The 18,261-nt window shown below is 62.5% G+C and carries 16 protein-coding genes; 14 read left to right on the forward strand and 2 right to left on the reverse strand.

Annotated elements, in window-relative coordinates; all coding sequences use genetic code 11:
• The first annotated feature begins 62 nt into the window (after positions 1-62).
• The 4 genes from lnt to trmB all read left to right on the forward strand — a co-directional run bounded on the left by lnt (position 63) and on the right by trmB (position 4,509).
• Complete coding sequence (lnt, locus tag NKH91_RS21490) at positions 63-1,649, forward strand: apolipoprotein N-acyltransferase (RefSeq protein WP_352884995.1); 1,587 nt, start codon at positions 63-65, stop codon at positions 1,647-1,649.
• 137 nt (positions 1,650-1,786) lie between these two features.
• On the forward strand, positions 1,787-2,206 hold the full coding sequence (locus NKH91_RS21495; RefSeq protein WP_023719568.1) for a helix-turn-helix domain-containing protein: 420 nt from the start codon (positions 1,787-1,789) through the stop codon (positions 2,204-2,206).
• A 300-nt stretch (positions 2,207-2,506) separates the two neighbouring features.
• On the forward strand, positions 2,507-3,796 hold the full coding sequence (gene metK, locus NKH91_RS21500; RefSeq protein ID WP_023719567.1) for a methionine adenosyltransferase: 1,290 nt from the start codon (positions 2,507-2,509) through the stop codon (positions 3,794-3,796).
• A gap of 11 nt (positions 3,797-3,807) precedes the next feature.
• Complete coding sequence (trmB, locus tag NKH91_RS21505) at positions 3,808-4,509, forward strand: tRNA (guanine(46)-N(7))-methyltransferase TrmB (protein ID WP_352493771.1); 702 nt, start codon at positions 3,808-3,810, stop codon at positions 4,507-4,509.
• A gap of 46 nt (positions 4,510-4,555) precedes the next feature.
• Here the strand turns inward: trmB and NKH91_RS21510 are convergent, their stop codons facing one another.
• Positions 4,556-4,720 carry a hypothetical protein gene (locus NKH91_RS21510; RefSeq protein WP_023719565.1) on the reverse strand — a complete coding sequence of 55 codons (165 nt, stop codon included), beginning with the start codon at positions 4,718-4,720 and terminating at the stop codon, positions 4,556-4,558.
• 283 nt (positions 4,721-5,003) lie between these two features.
• On the opposite strand from NKH91_RS21510, the gene rimP reads away from it, so the two are divergent.
• The 10 genes from rimP to NKH91_RS21560 all read left to right on the forward strand — a co-directional run bounded on the left by rimP (position 5,004) and on the right by NKH91_RS21560 (position 17,408).
• The gene (gene rimP / locus NKH91_RS21515; protein ID WP_023719564.1) at positions 5,004-5,636 is read left to right on the forward strand and encodes a ribosome maturation factor RimP; all 633 of its coding nucleotides are present in this window, start codon (positions 5,004-5,006) and stop codon (positions 5,634-5,636) included.
• Positions 5,637-5,682: 46 nt separating this feature from the next.
• Positions 5,683-7,278 (forward strand): transcription termination factor NusA, encoded by a 1,596-nt coding sequence (nusA, locus tag NKH91_RS21520; RefSeq protein WP_023719563.1) that lies wholly within the window; start codon positions 5,683-5,685, stop codon positions 7,276-7,278.
• 38 nt (positions 7,279-7,316) lie between these two features.
• Complete coding sequence (locus tag NKH91_RS21525) at positions 7,317-7,967, forward strand: RNA-binding protein (protein ID WP_023719562.1); 651 nt, start codon at positions 7,317-7,319, stop codon at positions 7,965-7,967.
• Entirely contained in the window at positions 7,964-10,531 is a 2,568-nt protein-coding gene (infB, locus tag NKH91_RS21530; RefSeq protein ID WP_023719561.1) for a translation initiation factor IF-2, read from the forward strand. Before NKH91_RS21525 ends, infB begins: the two co-directional genes overlap by 4 nt.
• 124 nt (positions 10,532-10,655) lie before the next feature.
• On the forward strand, positions 10,656-11,081 hold the full coding sequence (gene rbfA / locus NKH91_RS21535; RefSeq protein WP_292653998.1) for a 30S ribosome-binding factor RbfA: 426 nt from the start codon (positions 10,656-10,658) through the stop codon (positions 11,079-11,081).
• On the forward strand, positions 11,081-12,040 hold the full coding sequence (gene truB / locus NKH91_RS21540; protein WP_352884993.1) for a tRNA pseudouridine(55) synthase TruB: 960 nt from the start codon (positions 11,081-11,083) through the stop codon (positions 12,038-12,040). Before rbfA ends, truB begins: the two co-directional genes overlap by 1 nt.
• A 146-nt stretch (positions 12,041-12,186) precedes the next feature.
• A complete protein-coding gene (gene corA, locus NKH91_RS21545; protein WP_023719558.1) occupies positions 12,187-13,281 on the forward strand; it encodes a magnesium/cobalt transporter CorA in 1,095 nt (364 codons plus the stop codon).
• A gap of 140 nt (positions 13,282-13,421) precedes the next feature.
• On the forward strand, positions 13,422-13,733 hold the full coding sequence (rpsO, locus tag NKH91_RS21550; RefSeq protein WP_280940423.1) for a 30S ribosomal protein S15: 312 nt from the start codon (positions 13,422-13,424) through the stop codon (positions 13,731-13,733).
• Positions 13,734-14,142: 409 nt separating this feature from the next.
• Positions 14,143-16,290, forward strand: coding sequence for a polyribonucleotide nucleotidyltransferase (gene pnp, locus NKH91_RS21555; RefSeq protein WP_023719557.1), 2,148 nt, complete (start codon positions 14,143-14,145; stop codon positions 16,288-16,290).
• Between the two features lie 104 nt (positions 16,291-16,394).
• Positions 16,395-17,408, forward strand: a complete 1,014-nt coding sequence (locus NKH91_RS21560; RefSeq protein WP_352483235.1) for a class I SAM-dependent methyltransferase — start codon at positions 16,395-16,397, stop codon at positions 17,406-17,408.
• Between the two features lie 36 nt (positions 17,409-17,444).
• On the opposite strand, the gene fabI is transcribed toward NKH91_RS21560, so the two are convergent.
• The gene (fabI, locus tag NKH91_RS21565) at positions 17,445-18,257 is read right to left on the reverse strand and encodes an enoyl-ACP reductase FabI (RefSeq protein WP_023719555.1); all 813 of its coding nucleotides are present in this window, start codon (positions 18,255-18,257) and stop codon (positions 17,445-17,447) included.
• Between the last annotated feature and the right edge of the window lie 4 nt (positions 18,258-18,261).

The following is an 18,261-nucleotide window of genomic DNA, read 5'->3' on the forward strand; positions in this document are numbered from 1 at the left end:
TTGGAGCCAAGGCCGCGGCCTGATAAATCTTGCTTCCTGATTCGCACGACTCGGAAGCATAGATGGAGCGCCAGGCCGGCCGGATAATTCTGCTTTGGGGCTGGCGGCGCGCGCTGGTGGCGTTTCTTGCCGGCGCGCTGGCGGTTCTCGCTCAGGCGCCTTACGATTTCTTCGCCGTCTGTTTCGTTTCGTTCCCGCTGCTGGTGTGGCTTCTCGATGGCGCGACCGGCGAAGCCTCGGACGGTTTTCTGCGACGCTTGCTGCCGGCTTTCGCCATCGGCTGGTGGTTCGGTTTCGGCTACTTTCTTGCCGGTCTGTGGTGGGTTGGCTCGGCGCTTCTGGTCGAGGCCGACAGCTTCGCCTGGGCCTTGCCGTTCGCGGTGGTTGGCATCCCCCTCGCGCTGGCCTTCTTCTATGGCTTCGCCGCCGTGGTTGCCCGGCTGTTGTGGAGCAATGACATCGGCCGCATCGCCGCGCTCGCCTTCGGCTTTGCGCTGGCGGAATGGTTGCGCGGCTTCCTGTTCACCGGCTTTCCCTGGAATGCCGTCGGCTATGCGGCGATGCCGGTGCCTTTGCTGATGCAGAGCGTGTCGGTGACCGGCATGATCGGCATGAATGCGCTTGCAGTCTTCGTCTTTGCACTGCCGGCCCTGCTTGCGGCGCGCCGGCATCTTCGCCTCGGCGTGGCATTGCTTGTCGTTCTGGTCGTTGCCCATGCCGGCTTCGGCTATATAAGGCTCGCCGCCCCCGAAAAGCCGGGCGCCCGCAGCCTCGACGTCCGTATCGTGCAGCCTGCCGTCGACCTCACGGAAAAATGGGATGCCTCGGTGCGTGACCGCATCTTCGCCACCATGATGGGGCTTTCGGCCAAAGCGCCGGAACCCGGCCATGACAGGCCGCAATTGATCCTGTGGCCGGAGACCTCCGTGCCGTTTCTGTTCACCGAACGTCCGGATGCCTTGCCTGCCATCGGAGAGATGCTCGGCGATGGCCAGATGCTGGTCGCCGGCGTCGTTCGCGAGGAAGGCGGCTCGGCGACCGGAAGCCGTTACTACAACTCGGTCGTGGCGATCGACGAAAGGGGCGAAATCGTCGATGCCGTCGACAAGGTTCATCTGGTACCGTTTGGTGAATACCTGCCTTTCGCCGATCTGCTCGGCCGCTTTGGGCTTGAGCAGCTTGTCGCCGGCCCAATGACCTTCGCGGCCGGCAATGAGCGGCACCCGATCACGCTGCCCGGCGGCATCCGGGCGCTGCCGTTTATTTGCTATGAGGTCATCTTTCCCGATCTGGTCGCGGTTGACGCCACGTCAGCCGAGCTTATTGTGAACGTCACCAATGACGCCTGGTTCGGCGACACGCCAGGGCCGTACCAGCACTTCAGGCAGGCGCAGATCCGGGCGGTGGAGAATGGGGTGCCCCTGTTGCGCGCGGCCAATAACGGCATTTCGGCCGTTGTCGACCCGCAAGGACGCATCGTTGACGCGCTGGCTATCGACGCACGCGGCGCCATCGATGTGCGTGTGCCGATCTCCAACCAAGCCATCGTTTCCTCCGGCCAACGACGCATTAACGGAATGCTGATCATGTTTTTGCTTGCCGTTGCGGCATGCATTTTGAACGTAAGGCAAAGGCTACGGGCGAATTGACAGCCGACACATTAGAAACTCATACTGTAAGCGCCTGAAAATTCTCGAAGTCGATAAGGTCGTTCTGTTGGGGCACGGGCCGCGGCGTCGTTTGGGCAGCAAAATAGAAAAAGCCGGAAAAATTCGGCGAGGAAAAAATGACAGAAGAAAACAAGAAAAAGCCGAATCCGATCGACATCCACGTCGGAAGCCGCATCCGGCTTCGCCGCAATATGCTGGGAATGAGTCAGGAAAAACTGGGCGAAAACCTCGGCATAACGTTCCAGCAGATCCAAAAGTACGAAAAAGGCACCAATCGCGTCGGCGCCAGTCGTTTGCAGGCAATCGCCTCGATACTCGGCGTTCCCGTCGCCTTCTTTTTCGAGGATGCGCCCGGTCAGGAGGCCGTGGGCAACCGTGGATTTGCCGAGGATGCGTCGATGACCTCCGCCGTCGAATTCTGCGGCAGCCCGGAAGGCCTCCAGCTGAACCGCGCCTTCGTCAAGATCGCCGACGTGAAAGTGCGTCGCAAGATCATCGAGCTTGTGAAGTCGCTCTCCGTCGACGAGGTCGATTGACTGGCCGTAGCCGGGCATGCAATTTCTCGTGGCTGAGTGCACCGTGGGATGTGCATTCCGCAGATGCGCCGACGCGCGGATCGATTTTGCTCGACATGCTTCCACGAAACCGTTCTCTTCAGCCTGTGAGTGCAAGAGATGAGGGTAGTGCGCCCTGCCGCCGTCTTCTGGACGCAAAGATAATAACGTCAAAATTCATGCTAGAACGGCTGCACGACTTGACGAGCGGCGCCCGGCACCGTTAACAACTGGCGCGCCAAAATCGGCGGCCTGCCGATATTTTTTCAAGAGGGGACACCCGTGACGCGGCACAATTATTTCTTCACCTCGGAATCCGTTGCCGAGGGCCATCCCGACAAGGTCTGCGATCGTATCTCCGACGAGATTGTCGATCTCGTCTACCGCGAGGCCAGAAAGACCGGCATGGACCCGTGGAAAGTCCGCGTCGCCTGCGAGACGCTCGCGACGACCAATCGCGTTGTCATCGCCGGTGAAGTGCGCGTCCCCGAGACGCTGCTCAAGAAGGACAAGGAGGGCAACGTCCTGAAGGATGCGGCCGGCCATCCGATTGTCAACCCGGCCAAGTTCAAGTCGGTCGCACGCAAGGCAATCCGCGAAATCGGCTACGAGCAGGCCGGCTTCCACTGGAAGACGGCCAAGATCGAGGTCCTGCTGCACGGCCAATCGCCGGATATCGGCCAAGGCGTCGACAACGCTTCCGACCGGCAAGGCGAGGAAGGAGCCGGCGATCAGGGCATCATGTTTGGCTATGCCTGCCGCGAAACGCCGGACCTGATGCCGGCGCCGATCTATTACAGCCACAAGATCCTCGAATTGCTGGCCGCTGCGCGCCATGAGGGCAGCGGTGATGCCGGCAGGCTCGGGCCGGATGCCAAGAGCCAGGTGACAGTCCGCTATGTCGACGGCAAAGCGGCGGAAGTGACGCAGATCGTGCTGTCGACCCAACATCTCGATGAGACGTGGGATTCGAAGAAGGTGCGCAACGTCGTCGAGCCCTATATCCGCGAAGCACTAGGCGACCTGAAGATCGCCGACAATTGCAATTGGTACATCAACCCGACTGGCAAGTTCGTCATCGGCGGACCTGACGGCGACGCCGGCCTGACCGGCCGCAAGATCATCGTCGACACCTATGGTGGGGCTGCGCCCCATGGCGGCGGCGCCTTCTCCGGCAAGGACACCACCAAGGTCGACCGCTCGGCCGCCTATGCGGCGCGCTATCTCGCCAAGAACGTGGTTGCCGCGAAGCTTGCCGATCGCTGCACTATCCAGCTTTCCTATGCGATCGGTGTCGCCCAGCCGCTGTCGATCTACGTCGACCTCCACGGCACCGGCAAGGTCGACGAGGCAAAGCTCGAGCGTGCACTGCGCACTGTGATGGACCTATCGCCGTCCGGCATCCGCCGCCACCTCGATCTCAACAAGCCGATCTATGCCAAGACGTCGTCCTACGGCCATTTTGGCCGCAAGGCCGGCCGCGACGGATCCTTCTCCTGGGAGAAGACCGATCTCGCCAAGGCGCTCAAGGACGCTCTCGCCGAACCGGTCGCCGAAGCAGTCGCCGCCTAACAACGGCGCCTATGGACCCGAAGGACCGGCCAAGCCGTGCGACCGAGGCGTTTTTCGGTCGCCGGCGCGGCAAGACCATCCGACCGCAGCAGGCGGCGGCGCTGGAGAGCGGCTTCGCCGCCTACAGGCTCGATCTGACGGTTGAACCGCCGGCCGATCTGCGCAGCCTTTTCGAAGCCGAAGTTTCCGCTGTCCAGCTCGAAATCGGTTTTGGCGGCGGCGAACATCTTCTGCACCGTGCCACGGCCAGCCAGGCGACCGGCTTTATCGGCGTCGAGCCTTTCGTCAACGGCATGGCCAAGATGATGATGGCGGTCCGGGAGCGGCCGCTTGCTAATCTGCGCGTCTATGACGACGACGCCACACGCCTGCTTGACTGGCTGCCGCAGGCTTCGCTTGACGGCATCGACCTTCTCTACCCGGATCCGTGGCCGAAGAAGAAGCACTGGAAGCGGCGCTTCGTCAGCCCGGTCAATCTCGACCGCTTCGCGCGCGTCTTGAAGCACGGCGGAAAGTTCCACTTTGCGTCAGACATCGACAGCTATGTGAACTGGACGCTGCTGCATTGCCGGGCGCATGGCGCCTTCACGTGGCAGGCAAACGAAGCAGCCGACTGGCGTCGGCCCTATGATGGCTGGCCGGGGACGCGCTATGAGGCCAAGGCCATTCGCGAGGGCCGACGGCCCGCCTATCTCACCTTTGTGCGGAAATAGCAGGAAGTCCGAGCTGAGCGGCCGAAGGCTCTCCTGTTCACTTGGCTTAGAAGCGGCGGATTTTATCGAAGGCTGCCGGCTCCATGCCCAGATTGCGCAGATCATTCGCACGCGGCTTGCGACCGTTTTCCACAGCACGCGACGCTGCTACGGCGCTGCCAAACACGCTAAAAAAGTCGCCTATGGCTGAAAAAAATCCACGATTGTTCATGATCGGATCCTTCCAAGCGTAGTGAGCGCTCCAATTGTGCAATGCAACATAGATAGTCGTGCGTTGCCGGTGCTCAAAGGAGGATTACTGCATGGGCGCCATGCATTTGGCGCAGCGCTGCGGACTCGGAGCCTTGCCGTCATGCACGACGGGCTTGAAACGACGGCCACGATCGTCTATATCAGCTTCAAATTCTTGGTCGGTATGACGAAGAGTGGGTCCACCCGGTCCCGCTCTTTTTTATTACCTGCCGGCCAAGCAGGAATCGAACGACAGGGACCGAATGACAGTGACGGCAAGCGAAGGCGACGACCGCATCATCCGCGAAAGCGGCATCGATGCGCGCATCGCGCTGATCGTTCAGCCGGTACTGCGCGCCATCGGTTTCCGCTTGGTACGTGTGCATCTGTCGGGCCAGAACGGGCTGACGCTGCAGATCATGGCCGAGCGCGAGGACGGCACGATGACTGTCGAGGATTGTGAAGAGGTCAGCCGGGCAGTATCGCCGGCGCTCGATGTCGATGATCCGATCGAGAAGGCTTATCATCTCGAAGTGTCGTCGCCGGGCATTGACAGGCCGCTGGTCCGCAAATCGGACTTTGCAGCCTGGACCGGCCATCTGGTGAAGATGGAAACGTCGGTTCTCGTCGCCGACCGCAAGCGCTTCAAGGGCAAGATCGCCGAAAGCGACGCGGACGGTGTGCTGATCGAGCGCGACAAGGCCGCTTACGGCGAGGAGCCGACGGTGCGTGTTCCCTACGATGCGATTGCCGAAGCGCGGCTGGTTCTGACCGATGATCTTATCCGCGATGCGCTGTCGAAGGATAACCGGGCGCGCAAGGAAGCCAGAAAACGCCGCGGCGAACCCGAAGACGCACCAGAGGGTGCGGAAGACGAAACCGAACAGGAAATGTGATTGGGCTGCCGGCCGTAAGGTCGGCAACAAGCTCGGGAGAAAGAAGATGGTTGTAAGCGCCAACAGGCTTGAACTGCTGCAGATCGCCGATGCGGTCGCGCGTGAAAAGTCGATCGACAAGTCGATCGTCATCGCCGCTATGGCCGATGCGATCCAGAAGGCCGCGCGCTCGCGCTACGGCCAGGAAACCAATATCCGGGCCGATATCAATCCGAATACCGGCGAGATGAAGCTGCAGCGGCTGATGGAAGTGGTCGAGAAGGTCGACGACTACGCGACGCAGATTGCCATTTCCTCGGCGCGCGAGCGCAATCCGGACGCCCAGCTCGGCGATTTCATCGCCGAACAGCTGCCGCCGATGGATTTCGGCCGCATCGCCGCCCAGTCGGCCAAGCAGGTCATCGTGCAGAAGGTGCGCGAGGCCGAGCGCGACCGGCAATATGACGAGTACAAGGACCGTATCGGCGAGATCGTCAACGGCACCGTCAAGCGTGTCGAATACGGCAACGTCATCGTCGATCTCGGCCGCGGCGAGGCGATTATCCGCCGGGACGAGCTGATCCCGCGCGAAAACTATAAATATGGCGATCGCGTCCGCGCCTACGTCTATGACGTGCGCCGCGAACAACGCGGCCCGCAGATATTCCTGTCGCGCACCCATCCGCAGTTCATGGCGAAACTGTTCACCATGGAAGTGCCGGAAATCTACGACGGTATCATCGAGATCAAGTCGGTCGCCCGCGATCCGGGTTCGCGCGCCAAGATCGCTGTCATCTCCCGTGACAGCTCCATCGATCCGGTCGGTGCCTGCGTCGGCATGCGCGGCAGCCGCGTCCAGGCGGTCGTCGGCGAATTGCAGGGCGAGAAGATCGACATCATTCCGTGGTCGCCCTCGGCCGCGTCCTTCATCGTCAATGCATTGCAGCCGGCGGAAGTCGCCAAGGTCGTGCTCGACGAGGATGCCGAGCGCATCGAGGTCGTCGTCCCCGACGACCAGCTGTCGCTGGCCATCGGTCGCCGCGGCCAGAACGTCCGTCTTGCCTCGCAGCTCACCGGCTGGGATATCGACATCCTGACCGAGCAGGAAGAGAGCGAACGGCGCCAGAAGGAATTCGTTGAACGGTCGTCGCTGTTCATGGAAGCCCTCGACGTCGACGAGATGGTCGGCCAGGTGCTCGCTTCCGAAGGCTTCACCAGCGTCGAGGAGGTCGCGTATGTCGATTCCGGCGAAATCGCGTCGATCGACGGCTTCGACGAGGACACGGCTTCGGAGATCCAGACCCGCGCCCGCGAATATCTGGAGAAGATCGAAGCCGAGCATGACGAGAAGCGCAAGGCGCTCGGCGTTAAGGACGAGCTGCGCGAGATTCCCGGCATCACCACCGCCATGATGGTGACGCTCGGCGAGGACGGCGTGAAGACGATCGAGGATTTCGCCGGCTACGCCGCCGACGACCTGACCGGCTGGAAGGAACGCAAGGACGGCGAGACGAAAGTATTCCCGGGTGTGCTCGCCAACCACGGCGTGTCGCGCGCCGATGCCGAGCAAATGGTCTTGGCCGCTCGCCTGAAGGCTGGCTGGATCACCGAAGACGAGCTTGCCGCCGAGGGCGTGCCGGCTGACGAAACCGTCGGTGCGTGAGGTGAAACCGCATCGCACCGAACCCGCCCTTGGACGAGATGAACGATCGCACCTGCATCGTCACCCGCAGGCAAGCCGAACCGGATGAGCTGATCCGTTTCGTCGTCGGCCCGGATTCGGCCGTCGTTCCGGACATCAAGAGAAACCTGCCCGGCCGCGGTTGCTGGGTGACCGCCGACCGCCTACATATAGACAAGGCAGCGGCGAAAAACCTGTTTGCCCGTGCTTTTAAGGCGCAGGTGACCGTGCCAGCCGATCTTGGCGGCATGGTCGACGCGCTGCTTTCCAGGTCCGCTCTGGGCATGCTTGGCCTGGCCCGCAAGGCGGGCGCCATAGCGCTCGGAGCGACTAAGGTCGAGAGCGCCGTGCGCGGCGGACTTGCACTTTTCGTGCTCCACGCGACCGAGGCTTCCGACGATGGCGTCCGCAAGATAAGCCAGGCGCGACGGGCAACCGTCCACCTCGGCGGGCCTGCGATCCGCGCTTACAAACTTTTCTCCGAGGCCGAGTTGAGCTTGGCATTGGGGGGTACAAATGTGATACATGCTGCCGTTCTCGCGGGAGACGCGGGCAGGGCGGTCCAGAAGCGCATGGTTGCGCTCGACCGATATCGGGGCGGTTCCCCGGACGATCTGGCAATGCTTGCGGCCGTTGCTGACGAAGATGATGCCGCAGAGGATATGGAATGAGCGATACGAAATCGGGCGACGACAAGACGCTGAGTGTTACGCCGAAGAAGACCTTGACGCTGAAGCGCCCCGGTATGGAACAGGGCACGGTGCGCCAGAACTTCTCGCACGGCCGCACCAAATCGGTGGTTGTCGAGACCAAGAAGCGCAAGTTCTCGCTGCCCGGCGACAAGCCGGAGCCGGCGGCAGCGCCTGTGTCCGTCTTCACGCCGAAGCCGGTCGCGGCAGCGCCTGCCGTGCAGGAAGCCCCCAAGGCGCCGCCGCCTCCGCCGCCGGTCGAACGCGGCGGCATGGTGCTGAACGAGTTGTCGCGCCAGGAAATGGAAGCACGCCGCCGGGCTCTCGAGGGCTCGAAGGTCCGTGACGTCGAGGATCGCCAACGCGCCATCGAGGAGGCCAAGCGCCGCAGCGAGGACGAGGAGCGCCGCCGCCGCGAGCGCGAGGAATCGGCTCGCCGTCAGGCCGAGGAAGAGGCACGGCTGCAAGCCGAGGCTGAATCCCGCCGCCGTGCCGAGGAAGAGGCACGCCGCCGTGCGCCGCTGGCCGCCGAACTGGCGACAGTCGATGACGAGGAAGAGGTCAAGCCGAAGCGGACCGGTGCCGGCGCACCAGTGCGCCGTCTGGTCACGCCCGAAGTGGCGCGTCCGGCCAAACCGACCAAGGGCGAGGAAGACCGCCGCCGCGGCAAGCTGACGCTGAATTCGGCGCTTTCCGACGAGGATGCGCGCGCCCGCTCGCTGTCGTCGATGCGCCGCCGTCAGGAGAAATTCAAGCGCGCGTTGCATAATGAGCCACGCGAGAAAGTCATGCGTGAAGTGATCCTGCCCGAAACCATCACCATCCAGGAGCTGGCGCAGCGCATGTCCGAGCGCGCTGTCGACGTGGTCAAGTTCTTCATGAAGCAGGGCCAGATCCTGAAGCCTGGCGACGTCATCGACGCCGACACGGCCGAACTCGTCGCGACCGAATTTGGCCACACGGTCCGCCGCGTCGCCGAGTCCGACATCGAAGAGGGCTTGTTCAACATCGCCGATCGTCCCGAGGACCTGCAGCCGCGTCCGCCGGTGGTAACCATCATGGGCCATGTCGATCACGGCAAGACCTCGTTGCTCGATGCCATCCGAAATGCCAACGTGGTGTCCGGCGAAGCCGGTGGCATTACGCAGCATATCGGCGCCTATCAGGTCGAGAAGAACGGTAACAAGATTACCTTCATCGACACGCCCGGCCACGCCGCCTTCACGGCGATGCGTGCCCGCGGTGCCCAGGCGACCGATATCGCCATCCTGGTGGTGGCGGCCGACGACAGCGTGATGCCGCAGACGATCGAATCGATCAACCACGCCAAGGCGGCCGGCGTTCCGATCATCGTGGCGATCAACAAGATCGACAAGCACGACGCCGACCCGCAGAAGGTGCGCTCGGAACTGCTGCGCCATGAGGTGTTCGTCGAATCCATGGGCGGCGAGGTGCTGGATGTCGAGGTGTCGGCGACCAAGGGCATCAATCTCGACAAGTTGCTCGAAGCGATCCTGCTGCAGGCCGAAATCCTCGACCTGAAGGCCAATCCGGACCGCACCGCCGAAGGCGTTGTCATCGAAGCCCAGCTCGACAAGGGCCGCGGCCCAGTCGCAACCGTGCTGGTGCAGACCGGCACGCTGATGCCGGGCGACATTCTCGTCGCCGGCAACGAGTGGGGCCGGGTGCGCGCGCTGGTCAACGATCGCGGCGATCAGGTCAAGGAAGCGCCGCCGGCAATGCCGGTGGAAGTCCTCGGTCTGCAAGGTACGCCGCTGGCCGGCGACCGCTTCGCCGTTGTCAACAACGAAGCCCGCGCCCGCGAGATCACCGAATATCGCCAACGTCTGGCGCGCGAGAAGGCGGTGGCCAGGCATGCCGGCCAGCGCGGCTCGCTTGAACAGATGATGTCGCAATTGCAGACCAGCGGATTGAAGGAATTCCCGCTGGTCATCAAGGGCGACGTGCAGGGCTCGATCGAGGCGATCAACGCGGCGCTCGACAATCTCGGCACCGACGAGGTGCGCGCCCGCATCGTCCATGCGGGCGCCGGCGGCATCACCGAAAGCGACGTGTCGCTGGCGGAGACCTCGGGGGCTGCGATCATCGGCTTCAACGTTCGTGCCAATGTGCAGGCGCGTGCGGCCGCGGCTGCGGCAGGCATCGAGATCCGCTACTATTCGATCATCTACAATCTCGTCGATGACGTTAAGGCGGCGCTCTCCGGCCTGCTATCACCGGAGCGTCGCGAGACCTTCATCGGCAATGCCGAGATCCTCGAGATCTTCGACATCACCAAGGTCGGCAAGATCGCCGGCTGCCGTGTCACCGAAGGCAAGGTCGAGCGTGGTGCGGGCGTGCGCCTGATCCGCGACAACGTCGTCATCCACGAAGGCACGCTGAAGACCCTGAAGCGCTTCAAGGACGAGGTTTCGGAAGTTCCGGGCGGTCAGGAATGCGGCATGGCCTTCCAGAACTACGAGGACATGCGCGTCGGTGACGTCATCGAGTGCTTCCGCGTCGAGATGGTAACCAGGACGCTCTGAGTTCGAGCGTCTTGAGTTCGAGCATCTATTGAGACCGGGCGGTGGTCGAAAGGCCGCCGCCCAAACCATATGAGACATGCGGCGCGGTTCCATCCCGCGCTTCACGATTTCAGGACCGAGGAAAATGCCCCGTTCGACCCCGTCAGGCCCATCCCAGCGCATGCTGCGCGTCGGCGAGCAGGTGCGCCATGCGCTATCCGAAACCTTGCAGCGCGGCGAGATCCTCGATCCGCTGATCGAGAACACAGTGGTCTCGGTCTCCGAAGTGCGCATGTCGCCCGATCTGAAGATCGCCACCGCCTTCGTCTCGCCGCTCGGCGCCAAGGATGCCGGTGCGGTGGTCGAAGCGCTCAACAAGCATGCCAAGTTCGTCCGCGGCCGCGTCTCCGGCGCGCTGCGGCAGATGAAGTACATGCCGGAATTCCGCTTCCGGCTCGATACCAGCTACGACAATTTCCAGAAGATCAACGAATTGCTGCACTCGCCCGAAGTGGCGCGCGATCTCAGCGCCGACGACAAAGACAAAGACGACCGGAAGGATAGCGAATAGTGGCGCGCCGCGGCAAGAAGAAGGGCCGGCCGATCTCGGGCTGGCTGGTACTGGACAAGCCGGTCGGCATGGGCTCGACCGAAACCGTCTCCAAGATCAAATGGCTGTTCCAGGCGGAAAAGGCCGGCCATGCCGGCACGCTCGACCCGCTGGCGTCGGGCATGCTGCCGATCGCGCTTGGCGAGGCGACGAAGACTGTGCCTTACGTCCAGGACGGCGCCAAGGTCTACCGCTTCACCGTTGCCTGGGGCGAGGAGCGTTCGACCGACGACCTCGAAGGCGCGGCGACCAAAAGCTCAGACCTCCGTCCGGCGGAATCCGAAGTGCTGGCGCTGCTTTCGAAATATACCGGCGTGATCATGCAGACACCGCCGCAATTCTCAGCGATCAAGATCGCCGGCGAGCGCGCCTACGACCTTGCCCGCGACGGCGAGACGGTCGACATTCCGGCACGCGAGGTCGAGATCGGCCGGCTCGACCTGGTCGAGCACATGGCCGATCGCACCATCTTCGAGGTCGAATGCGGCAAGGGCACCTATGTCCGCTCGCTGGCGCGCGACATGGGGCGCGACCTTGGCTGTTTTGGTCACATCGCCGAGCTGCGGCGGGTCGAGGTCGAGCCGTTCACGCAGGAAGATTTCGTCACCTTGGCCGAGCTGGAGGCCGCCCGCTTCGGCGAACAGAGCGAGGACGCTTCGCAAGCAGCGGACGCGCCGATCGACTTCGGTGCCATCGATGCACTTCTGGTCGACACCGCCGCGGCGCTCGAATGCTTGCCGCAGGTTGCGATCAGCGACGATGCGGCAACCAAAATCCGCCTCGGCAATCCGGTCATCATTCGCGGCCGTGACGCGCCGGTAGAAGCTGAGGAGGCCTGCGCCACCGCGCGCGGCAAGCTGGTCGCCATCGGCGCCATCGAGCAAGGCATGTTCAAGCCAAAGCGGGTCTTTGTCGGGTAACAGCTGTCGCCCGGCGCATGATCTCCAAACCGGATTCTATTTTGGGAAAGGATCATGCGCTAAATCAACAGGGCTACGGCGTCGTTTGTCGTCCGAAAGGATGCGCTGTGCTGTAGTGCCGTTCGACGCTGCACTCGAGGGGGCACATGGCAAAGGCTGACACGGTCAACAAGCGAGCGGCGCTCAAAACACGGCGGCCACCGGTCGGGGCTTCGCCGGGCACGCTGATCGCCGACCCGGCGGCGCGCCGCTCCGAGCTCAGGCTGACCTTGATCTCGCCTGAGAAGTTCAAGACGATCGACAATGCCAGCATCGACGACGTCAACACCCATTGCCACAATTGGCCGATCATCTGGCTCGACTGCACAGGCCTCGCCAACATCCAGCTGATCGAGGAGATCGGCGGGATCTTCAACCTGCATCCGCTGGCGCTGGAAGATGTCGTCAACACCGGTCAGCGGCCCAAGGTGGATTTCTTCGAGGACCATGCCTTTGTCGTCGTCAGGATGATCGACGATGTCACCGCCCATCGTTACGAACAGATCGCCGTCTTCTTCGGCAAGAACTTCGTCGTCACCTTCCAGGAGCGCGAAGGCGACCCGTTCGATCCCGTGCGCAAGCGGATCGCGAGCTCGGTGCCCAACCGCTTGCGCTCGCGCGGCGCCGACTATCTCGCCTATGCTTTGATCGACGCCATCGTCGACAGCTATTTCCCGCCGATCGAGGCTGCCGGCGAATTGGTCGACAGCATCGAGGACCAGATGCTGAACCAGGCGCACAAGCACCAGATGCGGCAGCTTCACGAATTGCGGCGCGACGCCAATGTGCTGAAGGGCGTGCTTTGGCCGATGCGCGACGCGCTGGCGACCATGATCCGCAACGACGTCTCTTATGTGAAGGCCGAAACCAAATTATTCCTGAACGACACGCTGGATCATTCGCTGCGATTGATCGAACTGGTCGAAACCCAGCGCGATATGCTGACCGGCCTGATCGAGATGCACCTGTCGCTCAGCCAGGCGCGCACCAACGACGTCATCAGCTATTTGACCATCGTCTCGGTGATCTTCATGCCGCTCACCTTTCTCGTCGGCGTATGGGGCATGAATTTCGACCCCGACACCTCGCCCTGGAACATGCCGGAGCTGAAAGCCTATTACGGCTATCCCCTGTCGCTCGTCTTCATGGCGATTGTTGCGGTCGGGCTCTACGCATACTTCAAATGGAAGAAATGGCTCTGACCATGCGGAAGTGCCCGTTTATGCAGCAAAAAGCCGGCTTGTGAATTGGGCTGGCCTTTTTGTCGGAATTGCACTATATGCGCCGCAGCTTCGCGCTTTGACGCGTTGCTTGCACCGGCCCCTGCTGGACGACATCCCGGCTGAGGGCGTCCCGTTTCCTCAAACAGACAAGGAAAAACACGATGTCGATTACTGCCGAACGCAAGAAGGAATTGATGGGCGAATTCGCAACCGCCAAGGGCGATACCGGGTCTCCGGAAGTCCAGGTGGCCATCCTTTCCGAGCGCATCAAGAACCTGACCGATCATTTCAAGGACCACAAGAAGGATAACCATTCCCGCCGTGGCCTGCTCGCTCTCGTTTCCCAGCGCCGCAGCCTGCTTGATTATCTCAAGCGCAAGGACGACGCGCGCTATCAGACGCTGATCGAGAAGCTCGGTCTGCGCCGTTGACGAATTGACCGGCGGGTTCTTTCGAGAGCCCGCCGGTCGCGCATTGGAGCATCGGATCATCCAAGGCTCCAATGAAGAAAGCAGAGCGCCGCGCACCGGTTTGGATGCGCAAAGGACGCTCTGAAGTTTTAGATTTGCGCAGGATACTTTCCGAAAACCTGGTTTTCGGGTTCACGCGCAAGGCCAGTCGGATCGATTGGCCAACCCGGTTTCGAAACAGCAGAGGGCCACTCGAAACCGCCCATGGACGGTCATGGGGCAGGATTGCAGGACGCTCGCGCGGCAAATGCGCCGAATAGCCGAGCTTCCCGTTGTCTTGCCCGTGGCTGCCCGAGAAAGGAAGCCAAGGGAAAGGGGCATCCGCGCACGCTGCAACGGCGCGGCCCTTTCCGCATACGAAGGACAAGATATGTTCAATTACCACAAAGTGGAAATCGAATGGGGCGGCCGTCCGCTCATTCTCGAAACCGGCAAGATCGCACGTCAGGCTGACGGCGCGGTGCTGGCCACCTATGGCGAAACCAAGGTTCTCGCCACCGTCGTCTCGATGAAAGAGCCGAAGCCCGGCCTCGATTTCTTTCCCCTGACGGTCAACTACCAGGAAAAGACTTACGCCGCCGGCAAGATCCCGGGTGGCTATTTCAAGCGTGAAGGCCGTCCGAGCGAGAAGGAAACGCTGGTTTCCCGCCTGATTGACCGCCCGATCCGCCCGCTCTTCGCCGAAGGCTACAAGAACGACACCCAGATCGTTGTCACCGTCGTCCAGCACGATCTCGAAAATGATCCGGACATCCTGTCGATCGTCGCCACCTCCGCCGCACTGACCTTGTCCGGCGTGCCGTTCATGGGCCCGGTTGGTGGCGCCCGCGTTGGCTACATTAACGGCGAATACGTGCTCAACCCGCATGTCGACGAGATGCAGGAATCGAAGCTCGACCTGGTCGTCGCCGGCACCGCCGACGCCGTGCTGATGGTCGAGTCCGAAGCCAAGGAACTCGGCGAGGATCTGATGCTCGGCGCCGTCATGTTCGGCCACAGGGGCTTCCAGCCGGTGATCGACGCGATCATCAAGCTGGCCGAAGTCGCCGCCAAGGACCCGCGCGATTTCACCGCGCCGGACTATTCCGCGCTTGAAGCCGAGATGCTCAAGATCGTCGAAGGCGAGCTTCGCGATGCCTACAAGATCACCGACAAGCAGAAGCGCTATGCCGCCGTCGACGCCGTCAAGGCGAAGGTCAAGGCCGCGTTTGCGCCGGCAGAAGGCGAAGAGGCCAAATACACGTCCGAACAGATCGGCACCGTGTTCAAGGAACTCCAGGCCAAGGTCGTGCGCTGGAACATCCTCGACACCGGCTCGCGCATCGACGGCCGCGACCTGAAGACGGTCCGCAAGATCGTCTCGGAAGTCGGCGTCCTGCCGCGCACACACGGCTCGGCGCTGTTCACTCGCGGCGAGACCCAGGCGCTGGTCGTCGCCACGCTCGGCACCGGCGAGGACGAGCAGTATGTCGATTCGCTGACCGGCATGTACAAGGAGAAGTTCCTCCTGCACTACAATTTCCCTCCCTATTCGGTCGGTGAAACGGGCCGTATGGGTTCGCCCGGCCGCCGCGAAATCGGCCACGGCAAGCTCGCCTGGCGCGCCATCCGGCCGATGCTGCCGACCGCCGACCAGTTCCCCTATACGTTGCGCGTCGTTTCGGAGATCACCGAGTCCAACGGCTCGTCCTCGATGGCTACCGTCTGCGGCACCTCGCTGGCGCTGATGGATGCCGGTGTGCCGCTGGCCAAGCCGGTCGCCGGCATTGCGATGGGCCTGATCAAGGAAGGCGAGCGCTTCGCCGTGCTCTCCGATATCCTCGGCGACGAGGACCACCTCGGCGACATGGATTTCAAGGTTGCCGGCACCGCCTACGGCATCACCTCGCTGCAGATGGACATCAAGATCGAGGGCATCACCGAGGAGATCATGAAGATCGCCCTCGACCAGGCCAAGGATGGCCGTCAGCACATTCTCGGCGAAATGGCCCATGCGCTGTCCGGCGCGCGTGCCGAGCTCGGCGAGTTCGCGCCGCGCATCGAGGTCATGCACATCCCGACCGACAAGATCCGCGACGTGATCGGCTCGGGCGGCAAGGTCATCCGCGAGATCGTCGAAAAGACCGGCGCCAAGATCAACATCGAGGATGACGGCACGGTCAAGATCGCTTCGGCCAACGCCAAGGAAATCGAGGCGGCGAAGAAGTGGATCCACACCATCGTCGCCGAGCCGGAAGTCGGTGAAATCTACGAAGGCACGGTCGTCAAGACCGCCGACTTCGGCGCTTTCGTCAACTTCTTCGGTCCGCGTGACGGCCTCGTCCACATCTCGCAGCTCGCCAATGATCGCGTCGCCAAGACCTCCGATGTGGTCAAGGAAGGCGACAAGGTCTGGGTCAAGCTGATGGGCTTCGACGAGCGCGGCAAGGTCCGCCTGTCGATGAAGGTCGTCGACCAGGCCACCGGCAAGGAAATCGCCCGCGATAAGAAGAGCGAAGGCGAAGAAAACGCCGCCTAAGCGGGGTTGCGTTCCGTCGAACGCATAAAGCAATCGAAGCGGGCGCGCCGGAAGGTCGCGCCCGTTTGCATTTCAACAACAGCCTTGCAGTTCAAGAGTGGTGAATGTCCGCCGAGCCGCTGAAGACGCTTTTCCATCCTTTCGAGGCCGGGACCGTTTCCCTGCCGCGAAAGGATGAACGTATTCTTTTTCTCGGTGCCGAGCCCGGCTTTCGCTTGCTCGAAGGCTTCGATGCCAAGCTTCATCTCGTCCAAGGCTTCAGGCCGCATTTTCGCGCCTTGCAGGCGTCCGGCTTCACCGTCACGCCGCAAGTGGAAGGCAAGGCTTTCGACGCGGCGCTAGTGCTCGCTGGCCGGCATCGCGGACAAAACGAGTTGCGCGTCGCAGAAGCGATCGAGCACGTGGCATCAGGCGGGTTGATCGTCGTCGCCGGCGGTAAGGACGATGGTATCGCCAGCCTGCGCAAGCATGTCGGCGCCCTTGTGCCGCCCGAAGGCCACCTGCCGAAGCATCACGGCATTGCCTTCTGGTTTCGCCGGCCGGCCGATACCGTTGCCGCGGCAACGCTTCGCGCCGCCAATCCGGACTTGGTGGTCGAGGACCGCTTCCGCACGGCCCCAGGCATGTTTTCGTTCGACAAGATCGATGCCGGATCGAAGCTGCTGGTCGAAAATCTGCCCAACGATCTGCGTGGCAGCGTTGCGGATTTCTGTGCCGGTTGGGGCTATGTCGCCGCCGAAGTCGCCGCCCGCTCACCCGGCATATCGGCGCTTGACCTTTACGAAGCGGATTTCGAGGCGCTGGAGGCGGCGAAGGTCAATGTCGGCAACACAGGCCTGGAGCCACGTTTCTTCTGGATAGATCTTTTGAGCGAGCCGGTCGAGCACCGCTACGATGTGATCGCCATGAACCCGCCCTTTCACCGCAGCCGGGCGACTGAGCCCGAAATCGGTGCCGGCATGATCCGCGCGGCAGGCAAGGCGCTGAAGCCGGGCGGCCGGCTGTTCATGGTGGCGAACCGTCAGCTTCCCTACGAACCGGTGCTGGCGGCCGCCTTCTCCAGCCATGCGGAGCTCGCCCGCGACGGCATGTTCAAGGTCTTCTCGGCGCGACGCTGAAACGCTGCGGGGCAAGCCGGCGACACGTCGCTCGCGCTATTCCCGCCCGCCGTCGGTTTGCTTCAACTCGTCAAGCGTCGGCATGGACACGATGTGATAGCCGGAATCGACATAGTGGATTTCGCCGGTGACGCCGGAGGACAGATCGGACAGCAGATAGAGCGCTGAGCCGCCGACTTCGTCGATTGTCACCGTGCGGCGTAGCGGCGAGTTGCGCTGCTGGTAGGAGAACATGTGGCGTGCGTCGGAAATCCCGGCGCCGGCAAGCGTCCGCACCGGTCCAGCCGATATGCCGTTCACCCTGATGCCGCGCGGGCCGTAGTCGTTGGCTAGATAGCGGACGCTGGCCTCCAGCCCGGCCTTGGCGACGCCCATGACGTTGTAGTTCGGCATGACGCGGACCGAACCGGCATAGGTCAGCGTGATCATCGAACCGCTATCCTTCATCAACGTGGCGGCGTGACGGGCGACCTCGGTGAAGGAGTAGCAGGAGATCACCATGGTGCGGATGAAGTTGTCGCGGCTGGTGTCGGCGTAGAGGCCTTTCAGCTCGTTCTTGTCGGAAAAGCCGATGGCATGGACGACGAAATCCAGCCCGCCCCACGCCTTGCCCAAAGTCTCGAAAGTCGCGGCGACCGATGCGCTGTCCTCGACGTCGCAAGGCACCACCAGCGATGCGCCCAGTTTCTCGGCGAGCGGCTTGACGCGGCGCCCGAAGGCCTCACCCTGATAGGTGAAGGCGAGATCCGCGCCATGTTCGGACAGTTTGCGGGCGATGCCCCAGGCGATCGAATGATCGTTGGCGACGCCCATGACAAGCCCGCGCTTGCCCTTCATCAATCCGTCCATGGTC

Source organism: Mesorhizobium sp. M0894 (assembly GCF_040319725.1).
Taxonomy (GTDB): Bacteria; Pseudomonadota; Alphaproteobacteria; order Rhizobiales; family Rhizobiaceae; genus Mesorhizobium.

Excerpts from the sequence above, each read along its gene's own strand:
- NKH91_RS21525 (WP_023719562.1), top strand. The coding sequence starts at position 7,317 with ATGAACGATCGCACCTGCATCGTCACCCGCAGGCAAGCCGAACCGGAT.
- rbfA (WP_292653998.1), top strand. The coding sequence starts at position 10,656 with ATGCCCCGTTCGACCCCGTCAGGCCCATCCCAGCGCATGCTGCGCGTC.
- rimP (WP_023719564.1), top strand. The coding sequence starts at position 5,004 with ATGACAGTGACGGCAAGCGAAGGCGACGACCGCATCATCCGCGAAAGC.
- NKH91_RS21495 (WP_023719568.1), top strand. The coding sequence starts at position 1,787 with ATGACAGAAGAAAACAAGAAAAAGCCGAATCCGATCGACATCCACGTC.
- nusA (WP_023719563.1), top strand. The coding sequence starts at position 5,683 with ATGGTTGTAAGCGCCAACAGGCTTGAACTGCTGCAGATCGCCGATGCG.
- lnt (WP_352884995.1), top strand. The coding sequence starts at position 63 with ATGGAGCGCCAGGCCGGCCGGATAATTCTGCTTTGGGGCTGGCGGCGC.
- pnp (WP_023719557.1), top strand. The coding sequence starts at position 14,143 with ATGTTCAATTACCACAAAGTGGAAATCGAATGGGGCGGCCGTCCGCTC.
- NKH91_RS21510 (WP_023719565.1), bottom strand. The coding sequence starts at position 4,720 with ATGAACAATCGTGGATTTTTTTCAGCCATAGGCGACTTTTTTAGCGTG.
- trmB (WP_352493771.1), top strand. The coding sequence starts at position 3,808 with ATGGACCCGAAGGACCGGCCAAGCCGTGCGACCGAGGCGTTTTTCGGT.
- infB (WP_023719561.1), top strand. The coding sequence starts at position 7,964 with ATGAGCGATACGAAATCGGGCGACGACAAGACGCTGAGTGTTACGCCG.
- fabI (WP_023719555.1), bottom strand. The coding sequence starts at position 18,257 with ATGGACGGATTGATGAAGGGCAAGCGCGGGCTTGTCATGGGCGTCGCC.
- corA (WP_023719558.1), top strand. The coding sequence starts at position 12,187 with ATGGCAAAGGCTGACACGGTCAACAAGCGAGCGGCGCTCAAAACACGG.
- NKH91_RS21560 (WP_352483235.1), top strand. The coding sequence starts at position 16,395 with ATGTCCGCCGAGCCGCTGAAGACGCTTTTCCATCCTTTCGAGGCCGGG.